The organism is Rickettsia australis str. Phillips (assembly GCF_000273745.1).
In the GTDB taxonomy this organism is placed as follows: domain Bacteria; phylum Pseudomonadota; class Alphaproteobacteria; order Rickettsiales; family Rickettsiaceae; genus Rickettsia; species Rickettsia australis.
Map to the genome: position 1 here is coordinate 1 of NZ_AKVZ01000004.1, position 18,397 is coordinate 18,397.

Here is an 18,397-nt window from a genome sequence, read left to right on the forward strand (position 1 = left end):
GTTCTTCAGGATTATTTTAATTTTTAATAATACAATCCATGGCTTCATCATAATGTTCATAATGTCCTACATTTATTATATAATAGAAAGATTGTTCCCATTTTGGAAGATTAATCACATCAGATTGCTTCATAAATTCTTCTTTGTTAACGATCATAACTAATGTCCTTATTTTATAATTTTACCATTATATTTTAATAACCATTCTTTATATTTTTCAGGTAATCTAGCTTGAATCAGCTTGAATCAATTTTTCAAAACTTTTTATTGTTTCTAAGTTTGTAGGTACTTCTGTTTCTTTTATTTTTTATCATTATTAGTATTTTAAGTTATTTGTCTGGAGACTGTGAAAGGACCACGGTATGACACGAACGCGTTAGGTTCTACCCGTCTATCACAAAATAGGGTTATAGTTTTATTAGAAAATGGTGCCAATGTGGGGATTTGAACCCCAGACCTACGCATTACGAATGCGCCGCTCTACCAGCTGAGCTACATCGGCTGAAATGTAGTTATGTTATTTGAGATATGTCATTCCTGTGAGGTATTGTCGTGTGGACTGGCTTTTCGTCATTGTAAGAAGAATTACGTAGTAATTTGACGAAGTAATCCAGTCAAAAATCCTGATTTACAGAATGTTTTGAATTATTTTTTGGATTACCACGTCGCTTTGCTCCTCGCAATGATGATTTGGCACCCATGCAACAACGTAAACAAAGCCATGAGGTGAGACAATGAAGCGTTTTTATAAATGCGTCGAAAACCTTAAATGGAAGTGCTGCGTATCATCATATTTCTTCTTCTTAACCGGGAAGCCCCAATCCATTCTAATCGGTGCAAAACGTGTTACCCAAATAAAACCGAAACCAACGGAAGTTCTAAGCGATTTATCGTTATAAAAACCATTTGGAGTTTGATATTGTTTCTTATTTAGACCTACTCCCCAAACACTTCCTAAATCCATAAAGACTGCACCGGTTAAATTAAATTCCTCAGGTACAGGAGTAGGGAAATTAAGCTCTGTTGAGAATGTATAATATCTTTCACCGCCAAGCCCTTCATTAGTGTTTTTTTCACGAGGTCCGACACCACCGCTTGCAAAACCTCTTAAACTATAATCACCTAAATTAAAACGATCTGAGATTCTAACGATTTTTCCTCCAAGTCCTGCAATATCACCACCGGAAGCAGATAGTTTTAAAGTAAGCTTGTTATGTATGAAAGATTTATAATATTTACCGTCAACTTCATGTTTTATATATTTATTATCGCCTCCAACACCAGCAAATTCTTGTGTGCCGCTTACTAAATAACCGTTCTTTGGAACAATTTTATTATCGGTTTGATCATAAGTAACAGTATGTCCTATAGCAGAAGTAATAAATCTTCCTATTTGCTCATTTAAGAATATTGAGCTTGATTGGGAGGGGGAACTTAAAATATCACGTTTGATTAAATAATCTATTTCGTGACCTAAATCCTCTTTAATGTCATAACCAAGAGAGGTTTTGACTCCTGTAGAGTGTAATTTATAGTTTTGATCCGTTGTATTTAATACACTGGCACCGCGCCCGGTATAGTTTCTAAATGCGTTTACACCAAGTGATAAATCGCGATCTAAAAAATGGGGGTCAGTAATACCGCCATAATAGCTTGTACTGTTTTTACTTACTTGTACACCGGCGTTAAGCAGTTTACCGGTACCGACTAAATTACGCTCTAGGAAAGAGAAACGTCCGAATAAACCGCCGGCAGTATTATATCCTAAATCAAAACCTATAGAGGAAGTAGATTTTTCATCAACTTCAACATTAACATCATATTTATCTTTAGCTTTAGTCGGAGCTAAGCTAATTGCTACTTTCTCAAAATAATCTAAATTTCTAAGATTACGCTCACCTTTTTCAATATATGAACGGTTAATTATGTCCCCTTCTTCTGTTTTAAATTCTCTTCTTATAACATAGTCTTCGGTTTTAAGGTTATTAATAATATTAATTTTATTAATATAAACCTTATCGGCTTTCTCAATAATAAATTTAATATCTGCAGTATGATTAGCATTTTTCATTATATCCGGATAAACATTTACCGCATGGTAACCGTTTGCTGTAAAATATTCTCTGATTTTTTCAGCTATATCATCAACCGTTTTCATATTGAAAACCTTGCCTTGCTTAATAGTAACAATTTTATTAAGCGGTGTTATATTTATATTAGTTAATTTATTGTCTATCGTAACATTACCAAAGCTATATTTTTCTCCCTCTTCAATGGAATAGGTAAGAGTGAAATATTCTTTAGTATTATTGAGTTCTGCCGATGCCGAAATTACTCTAAAATCTGCAAAACCTACAGATTGATAAAACTCTCTCAGTAATTCTTGATCATATTCCACTCTATCAGGATCGTAAGTATCGTTACTTTCTAAAAAACGAAACCAACGAGATTCTTTAGTTAAGACAACAGATTTAAGTTCTGAATCACTATAATTTTCATTACCACTAAAATAGATATATTTAATACCGGTTTTTGGTCCTTCTGCTATATCAAAAATAACCTTAACTCTGTTGTTTTCTAAATTTTCGATTTTAGGTGTTACTGTAGTAGCAAAACGTCCGCTACGTTTATAAATTTCTAATATTTTTTTTACGTCTAATTCGATTTTAGCTTGGCTAAGAGATTCGCCAGACATTGTATAAATTTCTTTAGCGAGCATATGGGTTTTGATTTTAGAATTACCGCTAAATACTACACTACTTATAAAAGGAGTTTCAGTAACGCCTACTATTAAATTACCCTCATTTGTTATATGCATATTTATATTGCTAAAAAGTGAGGTGGCATATAAACGTCTTATTGCCTTATCTTCTTTAGAATTATTATAAGTTTCTCCTACCTTAAGCTTTAAATAGCTCTCAATAGTAGAACGCTCAACCCTATGGTTACCTTCGATAGTTATTTTACGAATTATAGAGTCAGCTAATGAAATATGATAATAAAAAATCGTTAATAATAAAATTGTTAATTTACTAATTGATCTGATTTTCACCTAAAACCTTCTTTAAGATTTAATTTAAATTTCTAATGTTTAAATACAATGTCATACCGGGGTTTGACCACGGTATCCAAAAATAATAAATTAGATACCGCGATCAAGTCGCGGTATGACAAAGAACTGGATTCCCCGCCTACGCGGGAATGACATCGAACCCGTACACAACACTAGCCACTCCACGGGATGACAGGTGCATTTAAACGTAATTAATGTACTCCACTATAGTAGATAATATAAACGAGAGCAAGCAAATCTATAATTTAGGAAAATAAATTTTGTATATCGTTGAAAACAGAGAGTATAATAAGAAAAATTATTATTGCTGCTCCTAATTGTAACAAAATATTCCTAGTTTTAGGATTCGGTAATCTACCCGTAATTGCTTCATAGAGTATAAATATCAAATGTCCGCCGTCAAGCACCGGTATAGGTAGTAAGTTAAGTAACCCTAAGTTAATGGAAAGCATAGCTATAAATAATAGATACATTTGGGTTCCACTCGCTATAGATTTTCCTGACTCTTTAGCAATAGCTACCGGCCCTCCTATCTCATCTAATGAACGTTTTCCTACAATCATTTGCGATATTGCTTTTAGAGTTAAAGCAGACATATCTATAGTAGTATTAATAGCTTCCAAAAATCCTCCTAAAATTCCTATTTTAGTATGAATAGGTTCATTTTTAGCTATAATACCGATGTGAAGAGTTTTTTTAACTTTTTTTCTTCGTGAGGTGATATAATCATTTCTTGAGGCATTATATTAACAGTAAATTCCTCACTTTTTCTTTCTATAGTTAAAGTAGAAGAGCTCAAGCCGTTAATTAATATTTCTTTCTGTACGTCTCCGAAATCTTTAACAGATTTATTGTTAACCTTAACAATTTTATCTCCTTTTCTTAAGTCTGCTCTTTCTGCCGGTGATAAAGCTACTACATCGCCTATTATAGGAGGAATCTCTGTTTTTCCAAAGTAACAATAAAAACCTGCAAATATTATTACGGCAAGTAAATAATTAATTAACGGACCTGCTGCAACTATTAAAAAACGTTCTAAACAAGATTTAGCATAAAAAGCTACTTTTTCGTTAACTTCTTTAGTCTTATCCATAAGGCTGCGATCATAGCCGTAAATCTTGACATAACCGCCAAGCGGTATAAGACAAATCTTCCACCTAACTCCTCTTGTATCGGTAATGCCTATTAGTTCTTTACCGAAACCGATCGAGAATTCTTCAACTTTTACATTAAAATATCTAGCAATACAATAATGCCCAAATTCATGGATAAATACCAAGATGCTGATGGTTATAATAAACCCGATTATAGATAGCATAAAAATTTTATAAGTTTACTAATAAATTAGTTTAAGGTATAAATTGCAAGGTTATAGATATCATTTCGTTGTTGTGATTGATATTGTTACTGCTTGGTTATGTCATTCCTGCCTACGCGGGAATGACATCAAGCCATATCATGCTCACAATAACGAAAATTAAATTTTAAATTTCTTTCTTTATGAGTTCAAATAAAATTAATAAAAAATCGATTGCACGTATTGCAGCAGTGCAAGCTATTTATCAAAACATATTGCAAAATAACGAAGATATGGATGATATCATGCAAAATGTACTTTCTTTTTATCGAAATGATAGTTCTATAACAAATTTACCGGACAATTTAAAAATATCATTAAGTATAAGTCATTTTAAAATCCTGGTAAAGTCAGTATTTGAAAATATTAATAAACTAGACGAAATTATCGACAATCATTTAACAAATGATAAAGATCCTGCACATATGCCGATCTTACTCCGAGCTTTATTGCGTGCCGGTATATATGAGCTATTGTTCTGTCCTACTACGCCTGCTAAAGTAGTAATTAACGAATATACGGATATAGCAAATGATATGTTAAATGAACACGAGATCGGTTTTGTTAATTCGGTATTAGACACAATAGCCAAAGAGAATAATAAAATTTCATGATAAATAATTTAAGCGGCTATAGAAATAAATTCGTTAGAGTTAAGACTTCTAAAAAACGTACTATTTCTTCTATTAATTGGCTTAGACGCCAATTAAACGATCCGTATGTTGCAAAAGCACGTATAGAAGGTTTTAGGTCAAGAGCGGCATATAAACTACTTGAAATTCATGAAAAATTTAAACTTTTTACTCCTAATATGAAAATTGTTGATCTAGGAGCAGCCCCTGGGGGATGGAGTCAAGTAGCTTCCAAGCTCATTAAAGCTTCGGATAATAGCCTAAATAATAAAATAATCTCTATCGATTTGTTAGAAATCGAACCTATTATCGGAGTTGAGTTTCTTCAAAAAGACTTTTTTGAAAAAAATACGGAAGAATTAATTATTCAGGTTTTAGACGGTAAGGCTGATATAGTAATGAGTGATATGGCATCAAATACCATAGGTCATAAAGCTACAGACCATATAAGAACCTTACTTTTATGTGAGCAAGCTTTTGAATTTGCTTTAAAAGTACTAAAGCCATCAGGTCATTTTATTGCTAAAATTTTTCGTGGCGGTGCAGAAAATGAATTATTAAATAAAGTGAAGCGTGAATTTAAAACGGTGAAACATTTTAAACCTTCATCCAGCCGCAGCGAATCTACGGAAATCTATTTAGTTGCTCTAAATAAAAAATAACATATATAAGTTTACTATATATGTTATTTTTTATTTAACATACTAGATGATAATTACTTATATCCCCCGTTGTTTTGATTTCCTGAGTATATTCTTGACTGCAGCTTTGAAAATTATTATATATCCCAACTAAATTAGCTCCGGTTTCAGTTGCAACTATTTGATTATATAAATTATTTTTTAAATTTAGAGTATTTTTAGCATATTTTTGTGTTCCTGCTTCCCAATCATCTACGGTTAAAGTAATATTCTGTTTCAAATCAGAAAAATTAACAAGCCCATGCTTACTGATCCCGGCCATTATTTCCTCAAAGCCTTCGACTATTCCATTAATTCCTAGATATTTTGTAGCTTTTTGTTTGGCAAAATTATATAAATATGATGCCCATTCTTCTGATTGTGATAGTTCTGTTTTTTTACTAGGAAGAACCATTGTTGTTTTGCCCAAGTGCTTATTAGTAATATTAATAAGATTATGTTTTGCATTATATATTTTAGAATGGGTAGCTAGCTCTTCTATTGGAGTTGTTACTGTTCCGGTAAAGAAATTTTTTTTGATGGCTCTTTCAATTATCGGTTTTGAGCCAGGGCTGTCAAAAGTTATAGATTTATTAAAAGGTAGGTTACGAGAATGTATTTCTACTAAGGTTAAATCTGCAGATATTGCTCCAAGTGAATGACCGCTAGTATTAAAAATATATTCTGTGGCTTTACTGAAGCCACCTAATTTGTTAATTACTTCATTAACAAATTCCTGAAGTGGAGTTAGTTTAGTAGGTAAATAATGAAGAGCGATAAGTAAGTCATCTAGGAAATCATATATATTGAATTTTGTACCGGCAGTAGCAATATGAACTTCTTTAGTGTCTTTATTTATAAATGCAACAGCTTTATAACTATATTTAGCAGTGTTGACATAATCACATGAAGCAGTTAGTATTTCCCAGCCGCTATTTGTTAATTGTTCATTGACCTTTAATGCTTCTAGATTATAAATATTTAAATCATCTGTTTTATATGCGAGGTCTAACCCTATATAAGCAAGCTTTTTAGTGCTAATATGTTTAGAGTTTTTGTACTTAGACATATCTGCCTCTTTTTTATCAATTTTACCATAAAATATGGTTTTTTCTAAAAAATGTCAAGTATTAATACTAATTAAACTTATTATTAAATAAAGGTTGATATTTGATTACCTTTGTTATAGTACGTTTGTATTATATAACAAAACCATAAAACATGATAATTAAAACAAGGAGATAGACTATGTTTACATTATTAGTACGTAATTTATTCATAAGTAATAAACCTATTACTTACATATCTTTAATAGAGAAAGCAAAAGAAGATTATAGTGTTTATACAAAATTAGCATCAGGAAGCTTTCTTGCATGAATAAGTAGTTTTTTCATCTAATAGTTGGCTAAGCAAAATACCTTTAATAGCAGGGGCTGTTTTTAGTACTAGTTATTGGGCAAAAGGCATTATGGATAGTAATGAACGAATAAAGCTTTTTACTAAAGCTCATGAAGCAACTAAAGCTGAAGAGTATTTAGCTAATTCGTGGTTAGGAAGTTTTGTATACGGTACTGCTATAGATAAAAACGGTGTAGATCAATTTATCGGTAAATATATTGAAGGAACAAACGGTAAGATAGTATCTAATGCAATAACTCATGTACCAACCTTAAGTTTAACGGAAGACGGCGTTGGTTACAAACATAATGGTGGTTATGAAATAGTAGAATCAACAGATCGTGCGTTATATCAGGAAATACCTGGCGTGAAAGGACAATATACAAATAAATTAGTTATAGATACTAGTATTCTTCCTTTTCATGGTTGTATCATTCAGCAGTTAATACAAAATGGCTATTCAAGCGACGATATTGAAAAAGCTTTAAGTTTAGGAACTGTTGAAAAGAGAGAAAGTTATAAACATAAGAAATTAGCAAAATACAAGCCAGATTTGACAAGTAAGCTATGGCATGGTACAGAGCAAGCTATGAAAAATAAAGAAGTAGAACTTTCAAAAGCAATACAGAAATATGCTGAAATAAATGAAGATTATAAAGCATTATTTAATTATCATACTTCCGGTACTAGTGAAGAACAAGAAGAGCAGTTTTATAGCCTTGATTATAATAATCTTAGTGATGATCAAACTCAAATCTTAGGAGATGAGGGAGATGAAGGATATATATCTGATATTGCCTAGTAACTAAATATAAAACTTTCTAGAGAGTAAGGTTATAGATCTATAATCTTACTCTTTTTTATTTCATAACCTCTTTAGCTCTCTTTTCAAAAGCTATAATCATTTTTTCAGTTGCTTTGGTAAAATAAGTGCCGATTAATTTATCCAGTATTACGGATTTCATTTTAAAATCAATAAAGAATTTTAATTCAGTTCCTGCTGTGCATGGAACAAATTGCCAAGTACTTTTTAAATATTTAAAAGGTCCTGAAATAGCTATCGTATTAATCAAATATATTCCATCATCTGTTATTTCGCTTGTAACTCGTGAGTTGTATTTTTCTGAAAAGCCTTTTAACTGAATTACTAATTCCGCAATAACCTCTTGATTATTTTCTGAAATGATTCTAGAAGCAGAACACCAAGGTAAGAATTTAGGATAAGACTCTACATCCCACACCAAATCAAACAATTTTTGCAGTTGGTAAGGTAAAACCTTAGTTTGCTCAAATGATGTCATAATATTAGAAATCTGTGACTTTACCTTTATGTTGCCAATCGCCGTATCTTGTCGGTTCTAGACCTTTAACACCGCCGATTTCTGTTGCTTTTGGTACAGCGTCATTCACAAAGCTTGATACAGGTGAATTTTTTGAGTTAAGTCTGTACTCACGGACGTCAGTACGCTCCGTAGATTTACTCTTAAATTCATCCTGTCTGAAGCTTTCTGAATTTAGCTGTAAATTTTCTTCTTCTGATATATTATTATCTTTTTCATTCGTCATGGTAATAATATGAGATTTAATCGTATTTATATTAATAGTCGTTTAGCTGAAAATAGCAAGCTAGAATTAGCAAGTGATCATGTTCATTATGTTAAAACGGTGCTACGTCTTAAAGTAAATGATGGTTTGCGTATCTTTAACGGTACGGAAGGAGAATTTTTAGCACAAATTACCGATATAGGTAAGCATAACCTATCGGTTAGGCTTAAAGAACAGTTAAAAAAGCCTTATACAGAATCTGCGTTAACTCTTGCTGTTGCTATAATAAAGCAAGATAAATTAATGCTTGCAATAAATATGGCTACGCAACTCGGTATCACTAAAATTATTCCGTTAATTACTAGGCGGTGTCAATTTAGAACAGTAAATATCGAACGTTTAACGAAATGTGTTATTGAGGCAACAGAGCAGTCAGAACGTCTTATTCCCCCGATAATTGAAAAAGCTATCACAATACAAGATTGTCTTAAAAAAAATAATAATTTGATGTTATATGCTAATGAACATGAAAAAGAAGAAAATTCTATATTACGAATTTCATGCTTACTGGATAATAATATCGCTATTATTATTGGACCGGAGGGAGGTTTTACTAATGATGAGCTGGAACTTCTTGCTTCATACAAGAATACAAAATCTGTCAGTTTAGGAAGTAATATATTACGTGCTGAAACAGCAGCAATAACTGCTATAGTACAAGTGAAGTTGTTAGGTCGTCATTGCGAGCAGCCATAGGCTGCGTGGCACTCCAGAAAAATAATAAAAAAATGCTATAAATTAGTATTTTTTACTGGATTGCTTTGGTGAATTACTGTGTAATTCTTCGTGCAATGACGCAAAAGTAGAGTTACTTCGCCTTTTCTATTCCGGGTTTACAAAATAGTTTACCTAAACAAAGGAAAGAATATACACCACAAAAGCCTATAATTATATAAAGTATTGTAACAATAATTGGAAATGAGCCAAAGAAAAGTGTGACTAAATTAAAATTAAATAACCCGACTAAGCCCCAATTTATAGCACCTATGGAAGATAATAAATATATAGTAGTAATAAGCGGATTATTAGAAGTATTGATTAACATATTTTGACCTCATATTCATTAAACGTAAAAGAATCATTTCTCATTTTGAGCTATATGTCTACTAAATTTTATAATTCTATAAGTTATTAATCCTTCTTAAAAGTTTGATATATTACAGGTATAACAAAAATTGTAAATATAGTACCGATGCTTAATCCTCCAACTATTACAAAGCCTATAGAATTACGAGCAGCAGCCCCGGCTCCATCTGCAAAGACTAGAGGTAAAGCTCCGACTACAGCAGCAAGGGTAGTCATAAGAATTGGACGCAAGCGAAGTTTTGAGGATTCTATTATAGCTTCTTGAACCTTTACTCCTTTTTCTCTTAGTTGATTAGCAAATTCTACTATCATAATAGAATTCTTAGTAATTAACCCAATTAAAGTAATAAGTCCGATATTACTATACATATTAAGGCTATTACCGGCAAGCCAGAGAGCAAGTACACCGCCGGTTATTGAGAAAGGTACGGCGAGTAATATTAATAAAGGGTCAGTAAAGCTTTCAAATTGAGCTGCAAGCACTAAATAGATAAATACAAGAGCAAACACAAATGTTATAAGCATATTACTGTCTGCCTCTCTCATTTGTTTAATCTCACCGATATATTCAATTATAGTATTACTAGGGTCGAGTAACTTAGCGGCTATTTTATTGATTTCATTAATTGCATCATTAATTTTTCTGTCAGGAGCAAGATCAGCAGAAATAGTAACGGATTTTGAATTATTATAATGACTATATGATTTTACTGATATTTTTTCCGTAATATTAGCTATCGATTCCAGCGGTAACATATTATTATTTTTTGCTCTAATTAAAATTTTACTAAAATCGCTAATATCTTTTCGATCTTTTTGATTAAATTGCAATATAACGTCATATAAATCATTACCCATTCTAAAATTCCCAATTTGTTGACCTGCAAGTAAATATTGTACCGTTTTGCCTATATTGGCCAAATCCATTCCGTATAAATAAGCTTTATCACGGTTGACTTCTATACTTATAGTAGGCATTGCTGATTGTAAATTTCTATTGATGTTTAAGAAAATAGGATTTGTTTTCATTATATCAATAAATTGTTGTGATATTTTATCTAAATCATCATATTCAAGGTTTGTTTGAATAGTAAACTCGATAGGACTACTCGCATTCCTGCTAACCATTGAACGTGGATCCATAGCGAAAATCGACATGCCCGGTATTGCGGAAAACTGCTGATTTAACATATTTTTAATAGTTTCTTGGGAATAAGAACGCTCACCCCAATCTTTTAACGGAATGAATCCAAAAACATTATCACTACCGCCTGCACCTATTACCATCAGATAACCTAATATATCTTGATAATTAGTAAGGATTTTTTCGGCTTCTTTCACTACTTTAGTAGAAGATTCTAAACTAGAACCTTCAGGACCTTTAAGAGAAACTTGTAAAAATCCATCATCTTCTTGGGGTACAAAAATTTTTTGAGTAAATTTCAAACTAATAATCAGCACTATAAATGATGATGCAATAATGATGACAAATTTCTTTTTATTGTCTAAAGTTAGCTTTAGATAGTAAATATATTTATTTTGAATAAATTGTAGAATGTCGTTAAACTTTACTAAGCATTTCGGTAAGTCCGTATTATGTTTTGTAACCATACGACTTGACATCATAGGAGTTAAAGTTAAAGCCACAAATCCTGAGAACAAAACGCAAAATGCTAAAGTCCAAGCAAATTCAATAAATAATTTCCCGATAAAACCCTCTATAAAACCGACGGGTAAAAATACGGCAGCAAGCGTAATAGTCATAGCAATGATTGCAAAGCCGATTTCTTTAGAAGCAAGTAAAGCTGCTTCCATGGGTTTATGCCCCATTTCATTATATCTAAAAATGTTTTCAAGCATAACTATCGCATCATCGACAACTAAACCTATAGCAAGTATCATAGCAAGGAGTGTAAATATATTAATAGAAAATCCAAAAACATACATTACGCTACAAGTACCGATCAACGATACCGGAATCGTCACAAACGGAATTAAGGTAATTTTAGCAGAAGCAAGAAATAAATAAGTGACTAAAACTACTAATATTAAAGCTTCAAAAATTGTTTGAAATACCGCATAAATTGATGCTTTTACAGGGGTTGCTCCATCATATGCGATACCCATGCTTATTCCTTTGGGCATGGATTCTTTAATTCTTTCTAGCTCTTTAGTTACTTCATTTGATAAATCTATGACATTAGCTTTTGATTCTTTTATAAGACCAAGAGCAATGGAGCTTTTGCCGTTATATCTGAACATTATGTCCTCATCGAGAGAAGTTAAAGATATTTTCGCTATATCACGTAATTTTATGATACCTCCGTTTTGTACTTTTAGAATAATATTGCCGAATTCTTCCGGTGTAGATAAAGAGCCTTCAAGAGTTATTATAAAATTATTACTTTTTGTTTTAATCGTACCTGTAGGATAATCTTTATTTTGCTCTTTTATTGCAGATTCAATCTCCAATAAAGAAATTTTATGTTGATATAATTTTTTGGAATCGGGTTCTATTCTCATTATATATTCCCGACCGCCGTAAATTTGCGATTGTCCTACGCTTTCAAGTTTATCTAACGGTGTTTGTAGATTATCTTCGACGATCTTTGTCAGTTCTAAATCGCTATATTGATCACTTTCAACACTTATGAATAGGCTTGGAAAACTATCGGCATCAAGTTTTGCAACTGATGGGGCTTTCATATCTTGCGGGAACATATAAGTGATATCCGATATTTTAGAACGCACATCGTTTAATGCTACTTCAATATCGGTAGATAATAGAAACGATAAAGTAATACTACTTTCGCCTGTAGAACTTTGAGAAGTTATATAATCTAAGTTTTTAACCGTCTTTAAAGCTTTTTCTATACGCGTCGTTATTTCTTTTTCCATATATAAAGCATCGGCACCTGCATAATGAGCTTCGACATTTATAATGGGAACTGAAATATCCGGAGTTCCTCTAATTTGTAGTTTGGTAAAAAAAATTGCTCCAAGAGCTACGATAACCAAACTCAAAACTGTAGCAAAGACAGGGCGTTTAATACAAATTTCAGACAATAACATTGGATTTAATATATTTTTCTTTAAAAATTTTATTCTAAATTAATGTGAATAGCGAATTATTACATAAATCTGCTATTCGGTTAGAAATATTCTATATAAAAAGTGAAAGATGGTTTCCAACTTATTATATAAATTAAGTATATATTGTTTTTTATGTAAAACTTATAATTCTTTACAAAGTAGAAAATTAGCTTTTGTAATTTACTACTGACAATAAATTAGGGTTTAAATAATAAATTTTCACTTTAATTACTTGATTAAGATAGTTTTAACAGTATTACTGATGTAAAATGGCTACATTTTTCTATAAATTAATATAATAACGTATATATTTTAAACTTTGTAAATAACTGGCATTTGCAGTATGTGGGTAGTTTGTTATAATTAACGCACATAAAAAATATATTGATGTATATTATTGCCAGTTGTATATATTTTTTTATAAAAAAACATCAATACATATTAACCCATTAAAGGAGAGTTGACTTTATTATGAGTACACATAACAAAAAAGAACCAAAAAAAATGAATAAAACCGAATTTATAGCATTTATGGCAGACCATGGTCATAATCATAAACATGCTTCACATAAAACATTAACAAAAGCTGATGCTGAGAAAGCACTTAATTTAGTTCTTGATAGTGTGATTAGTGCTATAAAGAGCCACCATAATATTAATATAACAGGTTTCGGTTCATTTGAAATACATCATAGAAAAGCACGTGAGGGCCGTAACCCAAAAACTGGAGCAAAAATGAAAATAGATGCTTACAATCAACCTACTTTTAGAGCTGGAAGAAAAATGAAAGAAGCTTGCAATTAAAAAAATAACGTATTACAGTACTAATAGTTTCCAAATCACGTTACAAGTTTGCGGGGTGACACTAGAAAAACCGGCTCATGCAACAATGCTCTGCAAAAGCCGGAATGATATAGAACAATTCTTAACGATATTACAACCATTGATAATTGAACGCCTAGAGTTTAACTTAAAGCATAATAAGCTATATAATAGTTGGCTTATCGAAGCTGAAAATATAGAGCAAGCTTTAAAAGATTTAGAAGATTTTATATATAGTAAGCTTTTTAAGAATAGCATTCCTCTTGAAAGCAATCCTGATTATCATTTCATTGCTAGAGAAACTTCATCTACATCTAATGCTAAAAATATTTCTATTGAACAAATAAGAAAATTACAAGACTTCTTAAGTAAAACTTCTGCAATTTCAGGTTATAAAGTTGCAGTAATTTATTCGGCAGATCTTATGAATTTGAATGCAGCGAATTCATGCTTAAAAATTCTTGAAGATGCACCAAAGAATAGTTACATTTTTTTAATTACTTCAAGAGCTGCAAGTATTATATCTACAATTAGATCAAGATGTTTTAAAGTTAATATTAGATCTACTCTACCTCATGCTCGAAATGACTTATATCTTCAGTTTATTCAACCGATAGCAGATAATGAAACGTTAGATTTTATTCATCGTTTTACTACTAAAGACCGAGAATTATGGCTAGATTTTATTGATAATTTATTATTATTAATGAATAGAATTCTTAAAAAATCTGCTAACGTTAATATTGAACTTCTAGATTTAGAAAATAAGATTTTTAATAAACTGTCAAATAAGCATCCTTCCTATTTACTACAAAAATTTACCGGTATAAAAAAGTTAATATATAATACCATTGATTATGATTTGGACTTAAAAACAAGTTATATATTAGTGGTGAATGAGTTTTCTAGTCATTAACACGACATCAATACGTTCCTTTCCACGTTATTCATAAAAGGCGTTATTGCATGGATAGGTAAAACCAGTTGTGTCACCCTATGGCTTGACCACGGAGTCCATAAAAGCAACTTGAAATACTAATAATTTTAGTATTTTTAACTGGATCCCGCGATCAAGTTAGATAGGATGACAACGGAAAATCGATTCATGCAACAACGCCTACATAAAACCATAAAATATTATTGTTGCTAAAACATATTGGGCAAAATATATTAGAACTTTATAAATTAAATTACTTATATGTTTAAAACTTTAACACAAAATTTAACGAAGATTTTTGATAAATTAGTCAGCTCAGGAATTTTAACGGAAGCTCAAATAGACACCGCTATGCGGGATATAAGAGTAGCTCTTTTAGAGTCGGATGTTGCATTACCGGTGATAAAAGATTTTATAACGAAAGTTAAACAGAACGCTTTAGGGCAGGAGGTTATTAAATCCGTTTCACCGGGGCAGATGATAATTAAAATTATTCATGAAGAGATGATAAATTTCTTAGCTTCAAGTGAAAGTGAGACAAAGCTAAATTTAAATTCAAAGCCGCCCATAAATTTCCTAATGGTAGGGCTGCAAGGGAGCGGTAAAACTACCGCAAGTGGCAAGCTTGCTCTGCGACTTAAAAATCAAAATAAAAAAGTTTTACTTGTTTCTTTGGATACTTACAGACCAGCCGCACAAGAGCAACTTGCTATACTTGCAAACTCAGTACAGATTAATTCATTACCTATTGTGCAAGGTGAGAAACCTCTTGATATTGTCAAAAGAGCTATTGCCGAGGCTAAAATTTCTGCTTATGACGTTGTAATTTATGATACGGCAGGTCGTACACAAATTGATAAAGAGATGATGGAGGAAGCTCTTGCAATAAAAAAGATAGTGGAGCCTACAGAAACTTTGCTAGTAATTGATAGTATGACAGGGCAGGATGCGGTAGTTACGGCAAGCAACTTTAATGAAAAGTTAGAAATTTCAGGATTAATTTTATCTAGAATTGACGGCGATTCTAAAGGCGGTGCAGCACTTAGTGTAAAATATATTACTAAAAAGCCGATTAAATTTTTAAGTAGCGGTGAAAAACTAACTGATTTAGAAGAATTCAATGCTGAACGTTTAGCTTCTCGAATACTTGATATGGGCGATATTATATCTTTTGTTGAAAAAGCAGCTAGTATCGTTGATAGAGAAGAAGCCGAAAAAACGGCAGCTAAATTAAAAAAAGGTAAGTTTGATTTAAATGATTATCTTCAGCAAATGAGAAGTATAAAAAAAATGGGAGGTTTTGGAAGTATACTTAGTATGTTACCGGGTAGCGGTAAAATTATGGATCAAATAGATCAATCAAAATTAAATAGTAAAATAATTGAACATCAAGAAGCAATTATTTTATCTATGACGCTAAAAGAACGTAAGAATCCTGATATAATTAATGCCTCTCGTAGAAAACGTATAGCTGCAGGAGCAGGGACTACAGTACAAAAAGTAAATATTTTGCTAAAGCAATATAAGCAAATAAGTGAGATGATGAAAAAAGCCAGTAAAATGAATCCTAAAAATCTATTACGTAGCGGCATTGGAAAATTGTTTTCATAAAACGGCATTATTGCCTGGAGTGGTAAAATCCACTGGTCACCCTGTGGTCCATAAAAATAATAAAACTACCATGCCCACTATCTCTACTTTCTAGAAAGTAAGTTTTAGTATTTGAGTTTTGCTCAAGTACATACTCAAAAATTCTTCCATGTCATGGGTGTATACGCTGATCTAATACTGAATCTGTAACTAACACAGTTGGGTATTTTTGTGTTAAAGATAAATTCTCTAGCGGTGCATATTTTTTAATATGTATTAAATCATTTGGATTGTCCGGATCTCCATATGCAGTTATCCATGAATGTCCTGATCTGAATTCTTTATAGTGTACCATATCAAGTATAGGTACTTCACACGCTATAGCTCCAAATAAATCGGGACGCTGCGTCATTGCAACACTTACTAACAATCCGCTATTACTTCCTCCTTTAATTCCTAAATATTCAGAGCTAGTAATATTTTGCTTTATTAAATCCTCTGCTACTGCAATTAAATCATTAAAGCCGGTTTGACGTTTTATTCCTTGAGCCGCCTTATGCCCACTCAGGACCAAATTCTCCGCTGCCTCTGATATTAACAAGTACACTAATACCGCCGTTTTTAACCCATAGTTCATTTTTTACTCTAGAAAAATACGGAGAATGTATTACTTGAAATCCTTCATATGCAATGTTGGGTTTTTACCGTCAAATTTTGTACATTTCTTATAAACAACAAAATACAGTATTTTAACTCCATAAAAGCTTGCCGCTTCCTTCTGATCTACAACATAATTTTCACTATCAAACGGATATAAATCTTTCCTAATGATGCTTAATTGATGAGTTTTGTCCCATAAATATATAGTTGGCGGTACTATAGAATTTTCTATAGTAATTAATGCATCTTCTTCCTGGTCATCAGCATACATACCAAAAATTGCGTTCTCATAAGGCAATGTTAAGGTTACCGGTTTTGTCCATTCGCTATTTTCTAAAGTAAACGTAATAACTTTTGAAATAACATTCTCATCGCTAGCCAAAAATACCGTATCTTTAGTTACTCCTATAGAATCAAAAACCTCACGGTCAGTTTGTGAAAATAAAGTTTTTAAACTAGCCTTATCGCTATCAGCCTTTAGTAAATCTTGCCAATGTAATGCAACAATCAAACCTACTTTTATAGTATTACCTTTAAATTTCCAATCAGAACGTAGCAACCAAAATACATATTCTTTAAAAGAACCTTGAGACGCTGCATTTGATGGCATATTTATTTTTTATAATTTTACGTTCTCATCTTTAGTATCTAAAATATAATTATCGTAATTATAAAAGTCCTTATCTGCAGATATAAATATTCAAGATGAAGAAATATTATCGGACAAAAGCTTATCGGCTGAAACTAATATATATTCTTTTGGTATTTCAAATATTTTTTTGCTTTTTCTACAGGTTCTCCTCGCTTCCATATGTAGGTCGAGTTAGGATATAAAGTGTCAGTAACTTCCTCTTTATGAAAAACTGGATTAAATATAATAGTATCTTGGTCGATCTAAGTAGGATAAGTAAATTTGCCTTCTAATAATTTCCCGCTACTTGTTATTGGTTCAAAGCCATTTTTTACAAAATCTATTTTGTCTAAATCCCATTCTCTAAAGAACATCTCATCCTTACCACCAAAGGACATAGTAATTAAGTAACGATTAGGGTTTTGAAAACAATCACTTCCACCTCGATACATTACTTTTTTACCGAATTTTTTGGATAATTTATCAAAATCGATTAGAACTTCCCAATTTGGTTTATCTTTAGAGTAATTCTCAACTAATGTCCTACACCATAACCCTTACGGATTTTTATTATCTATCCAAAAATTATACACATAACCTTTACGGATAATACCATATGGAGTTTTTCTTTGGTCATAAAATATTGATTCTATTTCTTTTTTTATCGGTTTATATTCCGGCATAGATTGGAAAGCTTGTTCTGTTTTATCAGTACGCTCTTTTGCCCATTTTAGAGCGTCAGCTCCTTCAGCTTCTTCTAGAAATTTGGTATCTTTCGGGTTATATATTTGTTCCTTATTATTTCCCATAGCCTTGAACACAAAAAGTTAATG

At 31.7% G+C, this 18,397-nt stretch carries 12 protein-coding genes, 1 tRNA gene and 3 pseudogenes; 7 read left to right on the plus strand and 9 right to left on the minus strand.

Annotated elements, in window-relative coordinates; all coding sequences use genetic code 11:
- Positions 1–426: 426 nt before the first annotated feature.
- The 3 genes and pseudogenes from A452_RS0100630 to rseP all read right to left on the minus strand — a co-directional run bounded on the left by A452_RS0100630 (position 427) and on the right by rseP (position 4,391).
- Positions 427–502 (minus strand) — tRNA-Thr (locus A452_RS0100630).
- A gap of 243 nt (positions 503–745) precedes the next feature.
- A complete protein-coding gene (gene bamA, locus A452_RS0100635) occupies positions 746–3,052 on the minus strand; it encodes an outer membrane protein assembly factor BamA (RefSeq protein ID WP_014413157.1) in 2,307 nt (768 codons plus the stop codon).
- Between the two features lie 266 nt (positions 3,053–3,318).
- Positions 3,319–4,391, minus strand: a pseudogene (rseP, locus tag A452_RS07775) (RIP metalloprotease RseP).
- Positions 4,392–4,573: 182 nt separating this feature from the next.
- On the opposite strand from rseP, the gene nusB reads away from it, so the two are divergent.
- Positions 4,574–5,044, plus strand: coding sequence for a transcription antitermination factor NusB (gene nusB / locus A452_RS0100645; protein ID WP_014413155.1), 471 nt, complete (start codon positions 4,574–4,576; stop codon positions 5,042–5,044).
- A complete protein-coding gene (locus A452_RS0100650; RefSeq protein ID WP_014413154.1) occupies positions 5,041–5,724 on the plus strand; it encodes an RlmE family RNA methyltransferase in 684 nt (227 codons plus the stop codon). The genes nusB and A452_RS0100650 overlap by 4 nt, the downstream gene beginning before the upstream one ends.
- Before the next feature lie 34 nt (positions 5,725–5,758).
- Here the strand turns inward: A452_RS0100650 and A452_RS0100655 are convergent, their stop codons facing one another.
- Positions 5,759–6,811, minus strand: a complete 1,053-nt coding sequence (locus tag A452_RS0100655; RefSeq protein WP_014413153.1) for a hypothetical protein — start codon at positions 6,809–6,811, stop codon at positions 5,759–5,761.
- Positions 6,812–6,990: 179 nt separating this feature from the next.
- On the opposite strand from A452_RS0100655, the pseudogene A452_RS0100665 reads away from it, so the two are divergent.
- A pseudogene (locus A452_RS0100665) lies at positions 6,991–7,942 on the plus strand (hypothetical protein).
- A 58-nt stretch (positions 7,943–8,000) separates the two neighbouring features.
- Here the strand turns inward: A452_RS0100665 and A452_RS0100670 are convergent.
- Positions 8,001–8,441 (minus strand): type II toxin-antitoxin system RatA family toxin, encoded by a 441-nt coding sequence (locus tag A452_RS0100670; protein ID WP_014413150.1) that lies wholly within the window; start codon positions 8,439–8,441, stop codon positions 8,001–8,003.
- A gap of 4 nt (positions 8,442–8,445) precedes the next feature.
- On the minus strand, positions 8,446–8,706 hold the full coding sequence (locus tag A452_RS0100675) for a DUF1674 domain-containing protein (protein WP_014413149.1): 261 nt from the start codon (positions 8,704–8,706) through the stop codon (positions 8,446–8,448).
- A 9-nt stretch (positions 8,707–8,715) separates the two neighbouring features.
- Between A452_RS0100675 and A452_RS0100680 the strand changes: the two genes are divergently transcribed.
- Positions 8,716–9,441: a 16S rRNA (uracil(1498)-N(3))-methyltransferase gene (locus A452_RS0100680; protein WP_014413148.1), complete on the plus strand. Its 726-nt coding sequence runs from the start codon at positions 8,716–8,718 to the stop codon at positions 9,439–9,441.
- A gap of 112 nt (positions 9,442–9,553) precedes the next feature.
- Here A452_RS0100680 and A452_RS09240 read toward each other — a convergent pair whose 3' ends face one another.
- Positions 9,554–9,790: a DUF378 domain-containing protein gene (locus A452_RS09240; RefSeq protein WP_014413147.1), complete on the minus strand. Its 237-nt coding sequence runs from the start codon at positions 9,788–9,790 to the stop codon at positions 9,554–9,556.
- 86 nt (positions 9,791–9,876) lie between these two features.
- Positions 9,877–12,903 carry an efflux RND transporter permease subunit gene (locus A452_RS0100690; protein ID WP_014413146.1) on the minus strand — a complete coding sequence of 1,009 codons (3,027 nt, stop codon included), beginning with the start codon at positions 12,901–12,903 and terminating at the stop codon, positions 9,877–9,879.
- Positions 12,904–13,395: 492 nt separating this feature from the next.
- On the opposite strand from A452_RS0100690, the gene A452_RS0100695 reads away from it, so the two are divergent.
- The 3 genes from A452_RS0100695 (at position 13,396) to ffh (ending at position 16,294) form a co-directional block, all read left to right on the plus strand.
- On the plus strand, positions 13,396–13,728 hold the full coding sequence (locus tag A452_RS0100695) for an HU family DNA-binding protein (protein WP_014413145.1): 333 nt from the start codon (positions 13,396–13,398) through the stop codon (positions 13,726–13,728).
- A gap of 139 nt (positions 13,729–13,867) precedes the next feature.
- The gene (locus A452_RS0100700) at positions 13,868–14,662 is read left to right on the plus strand and encodes a DNA polymerase III subunit delta' (RefSeq protein WP_014413144.1); all 795 of its coding nucleotides are present in this window, start codon (positions 13,868–13,870) and stop codon (positions 14,660–14,662) included.
- A 282-nt stretch (positions 14,663–14,944) separates the two neighbouring features.
- Positions 14,945–16,294 carry a signal recognition particle protein gene (gene ffh, locus A452_RS0100705; protein WP_014413143.1) on the plus strand — a complete coding sequence of 450 codons (1,350 nt, stop codon included), beginning with the start codon at positions 14,945–14,947 and terminating at the stop codon, positions 16,292–16,294.
- A gap of 64 nt (positions 16,295–16,358) precedes the next feature.
- Here the strand turns inward: ffh and A452_RS11655 are convergent.
- Positions 16,359–18,373: pseudogene (locus tag A452_RS11655) on the minus strand (prolyl oligopeptidase family serine peptidase); the annotation flags it as partial.
- Between the last annotated feature and the right edge of the window lie 24 nt (positions 18,374–18,397).

Coding starts and splice junctions, on each gene's coding strand:
- nusB (WP_014413155.1), top strand. CDS start 4,574: ATGAGTTCAAATAAAATTAATAAAAAATCGATTGCACGTATTGCAGCA.
- A452_RS0100650 (WP_014413154.1), top strand. CDS start 5,041: ATGATAAATAATTTAAGCGGCTATAGAAATAAATTCGTTAGAGTTAAG.
- A452_RS0100655 (WP_014413153.1), bottom strand. CDS start 6,811: ATGTCTAAGTACAAAAACTCTAAACATATTAGCACTAAAAAGCTTGCT.
- A452_RS0100670 (WP_014413150.1), bottom strand. CDS start 8,441: ATGACATCATTTGAGCAAACTAAGGTTTTACCTTACCAACTGCAAAAA.
- A452_RS0100675 (WP_014413149.1), bottom strand. CDS start 8,706: ATGACGAATGAAAAAGATAATAATATATCAGAAGAAGAAAATTTACAG.
- A452_RS0100680 (WP_014413148.1), top strand. CDS start 8,716: ATGAGATTTAATCGTATTTATATTAATAGTCGTTTAGCTGAAAATAGC.
- A452_RS09240 (WP_014413147.1), bottom strand. CDS start 9,790: ATGTTAATCAATACTTCTAATAATCCGCTTATTACTACTATATATTTA.
- A452_RS0100690 (WP_014413146.1), bottom strand. CDS start 12,903: ATGTTATTGTCTGAAATTTGTATTAAACGCCCTGTCTTTGCTACAGTT.
- A452_RS0100695 (WP_014413145.1), top strand. CDS start 13,396: ATGAGTACACATAACAAAAAAGAACCAAAAAAAATGAATAAAACCGAA.
- ffh (WP_014413143.1), top strand. CDS start 14,945: ATGTTTAAAACTTTAACACAAAATTTAACGAAGATTTTTGATAAATTA.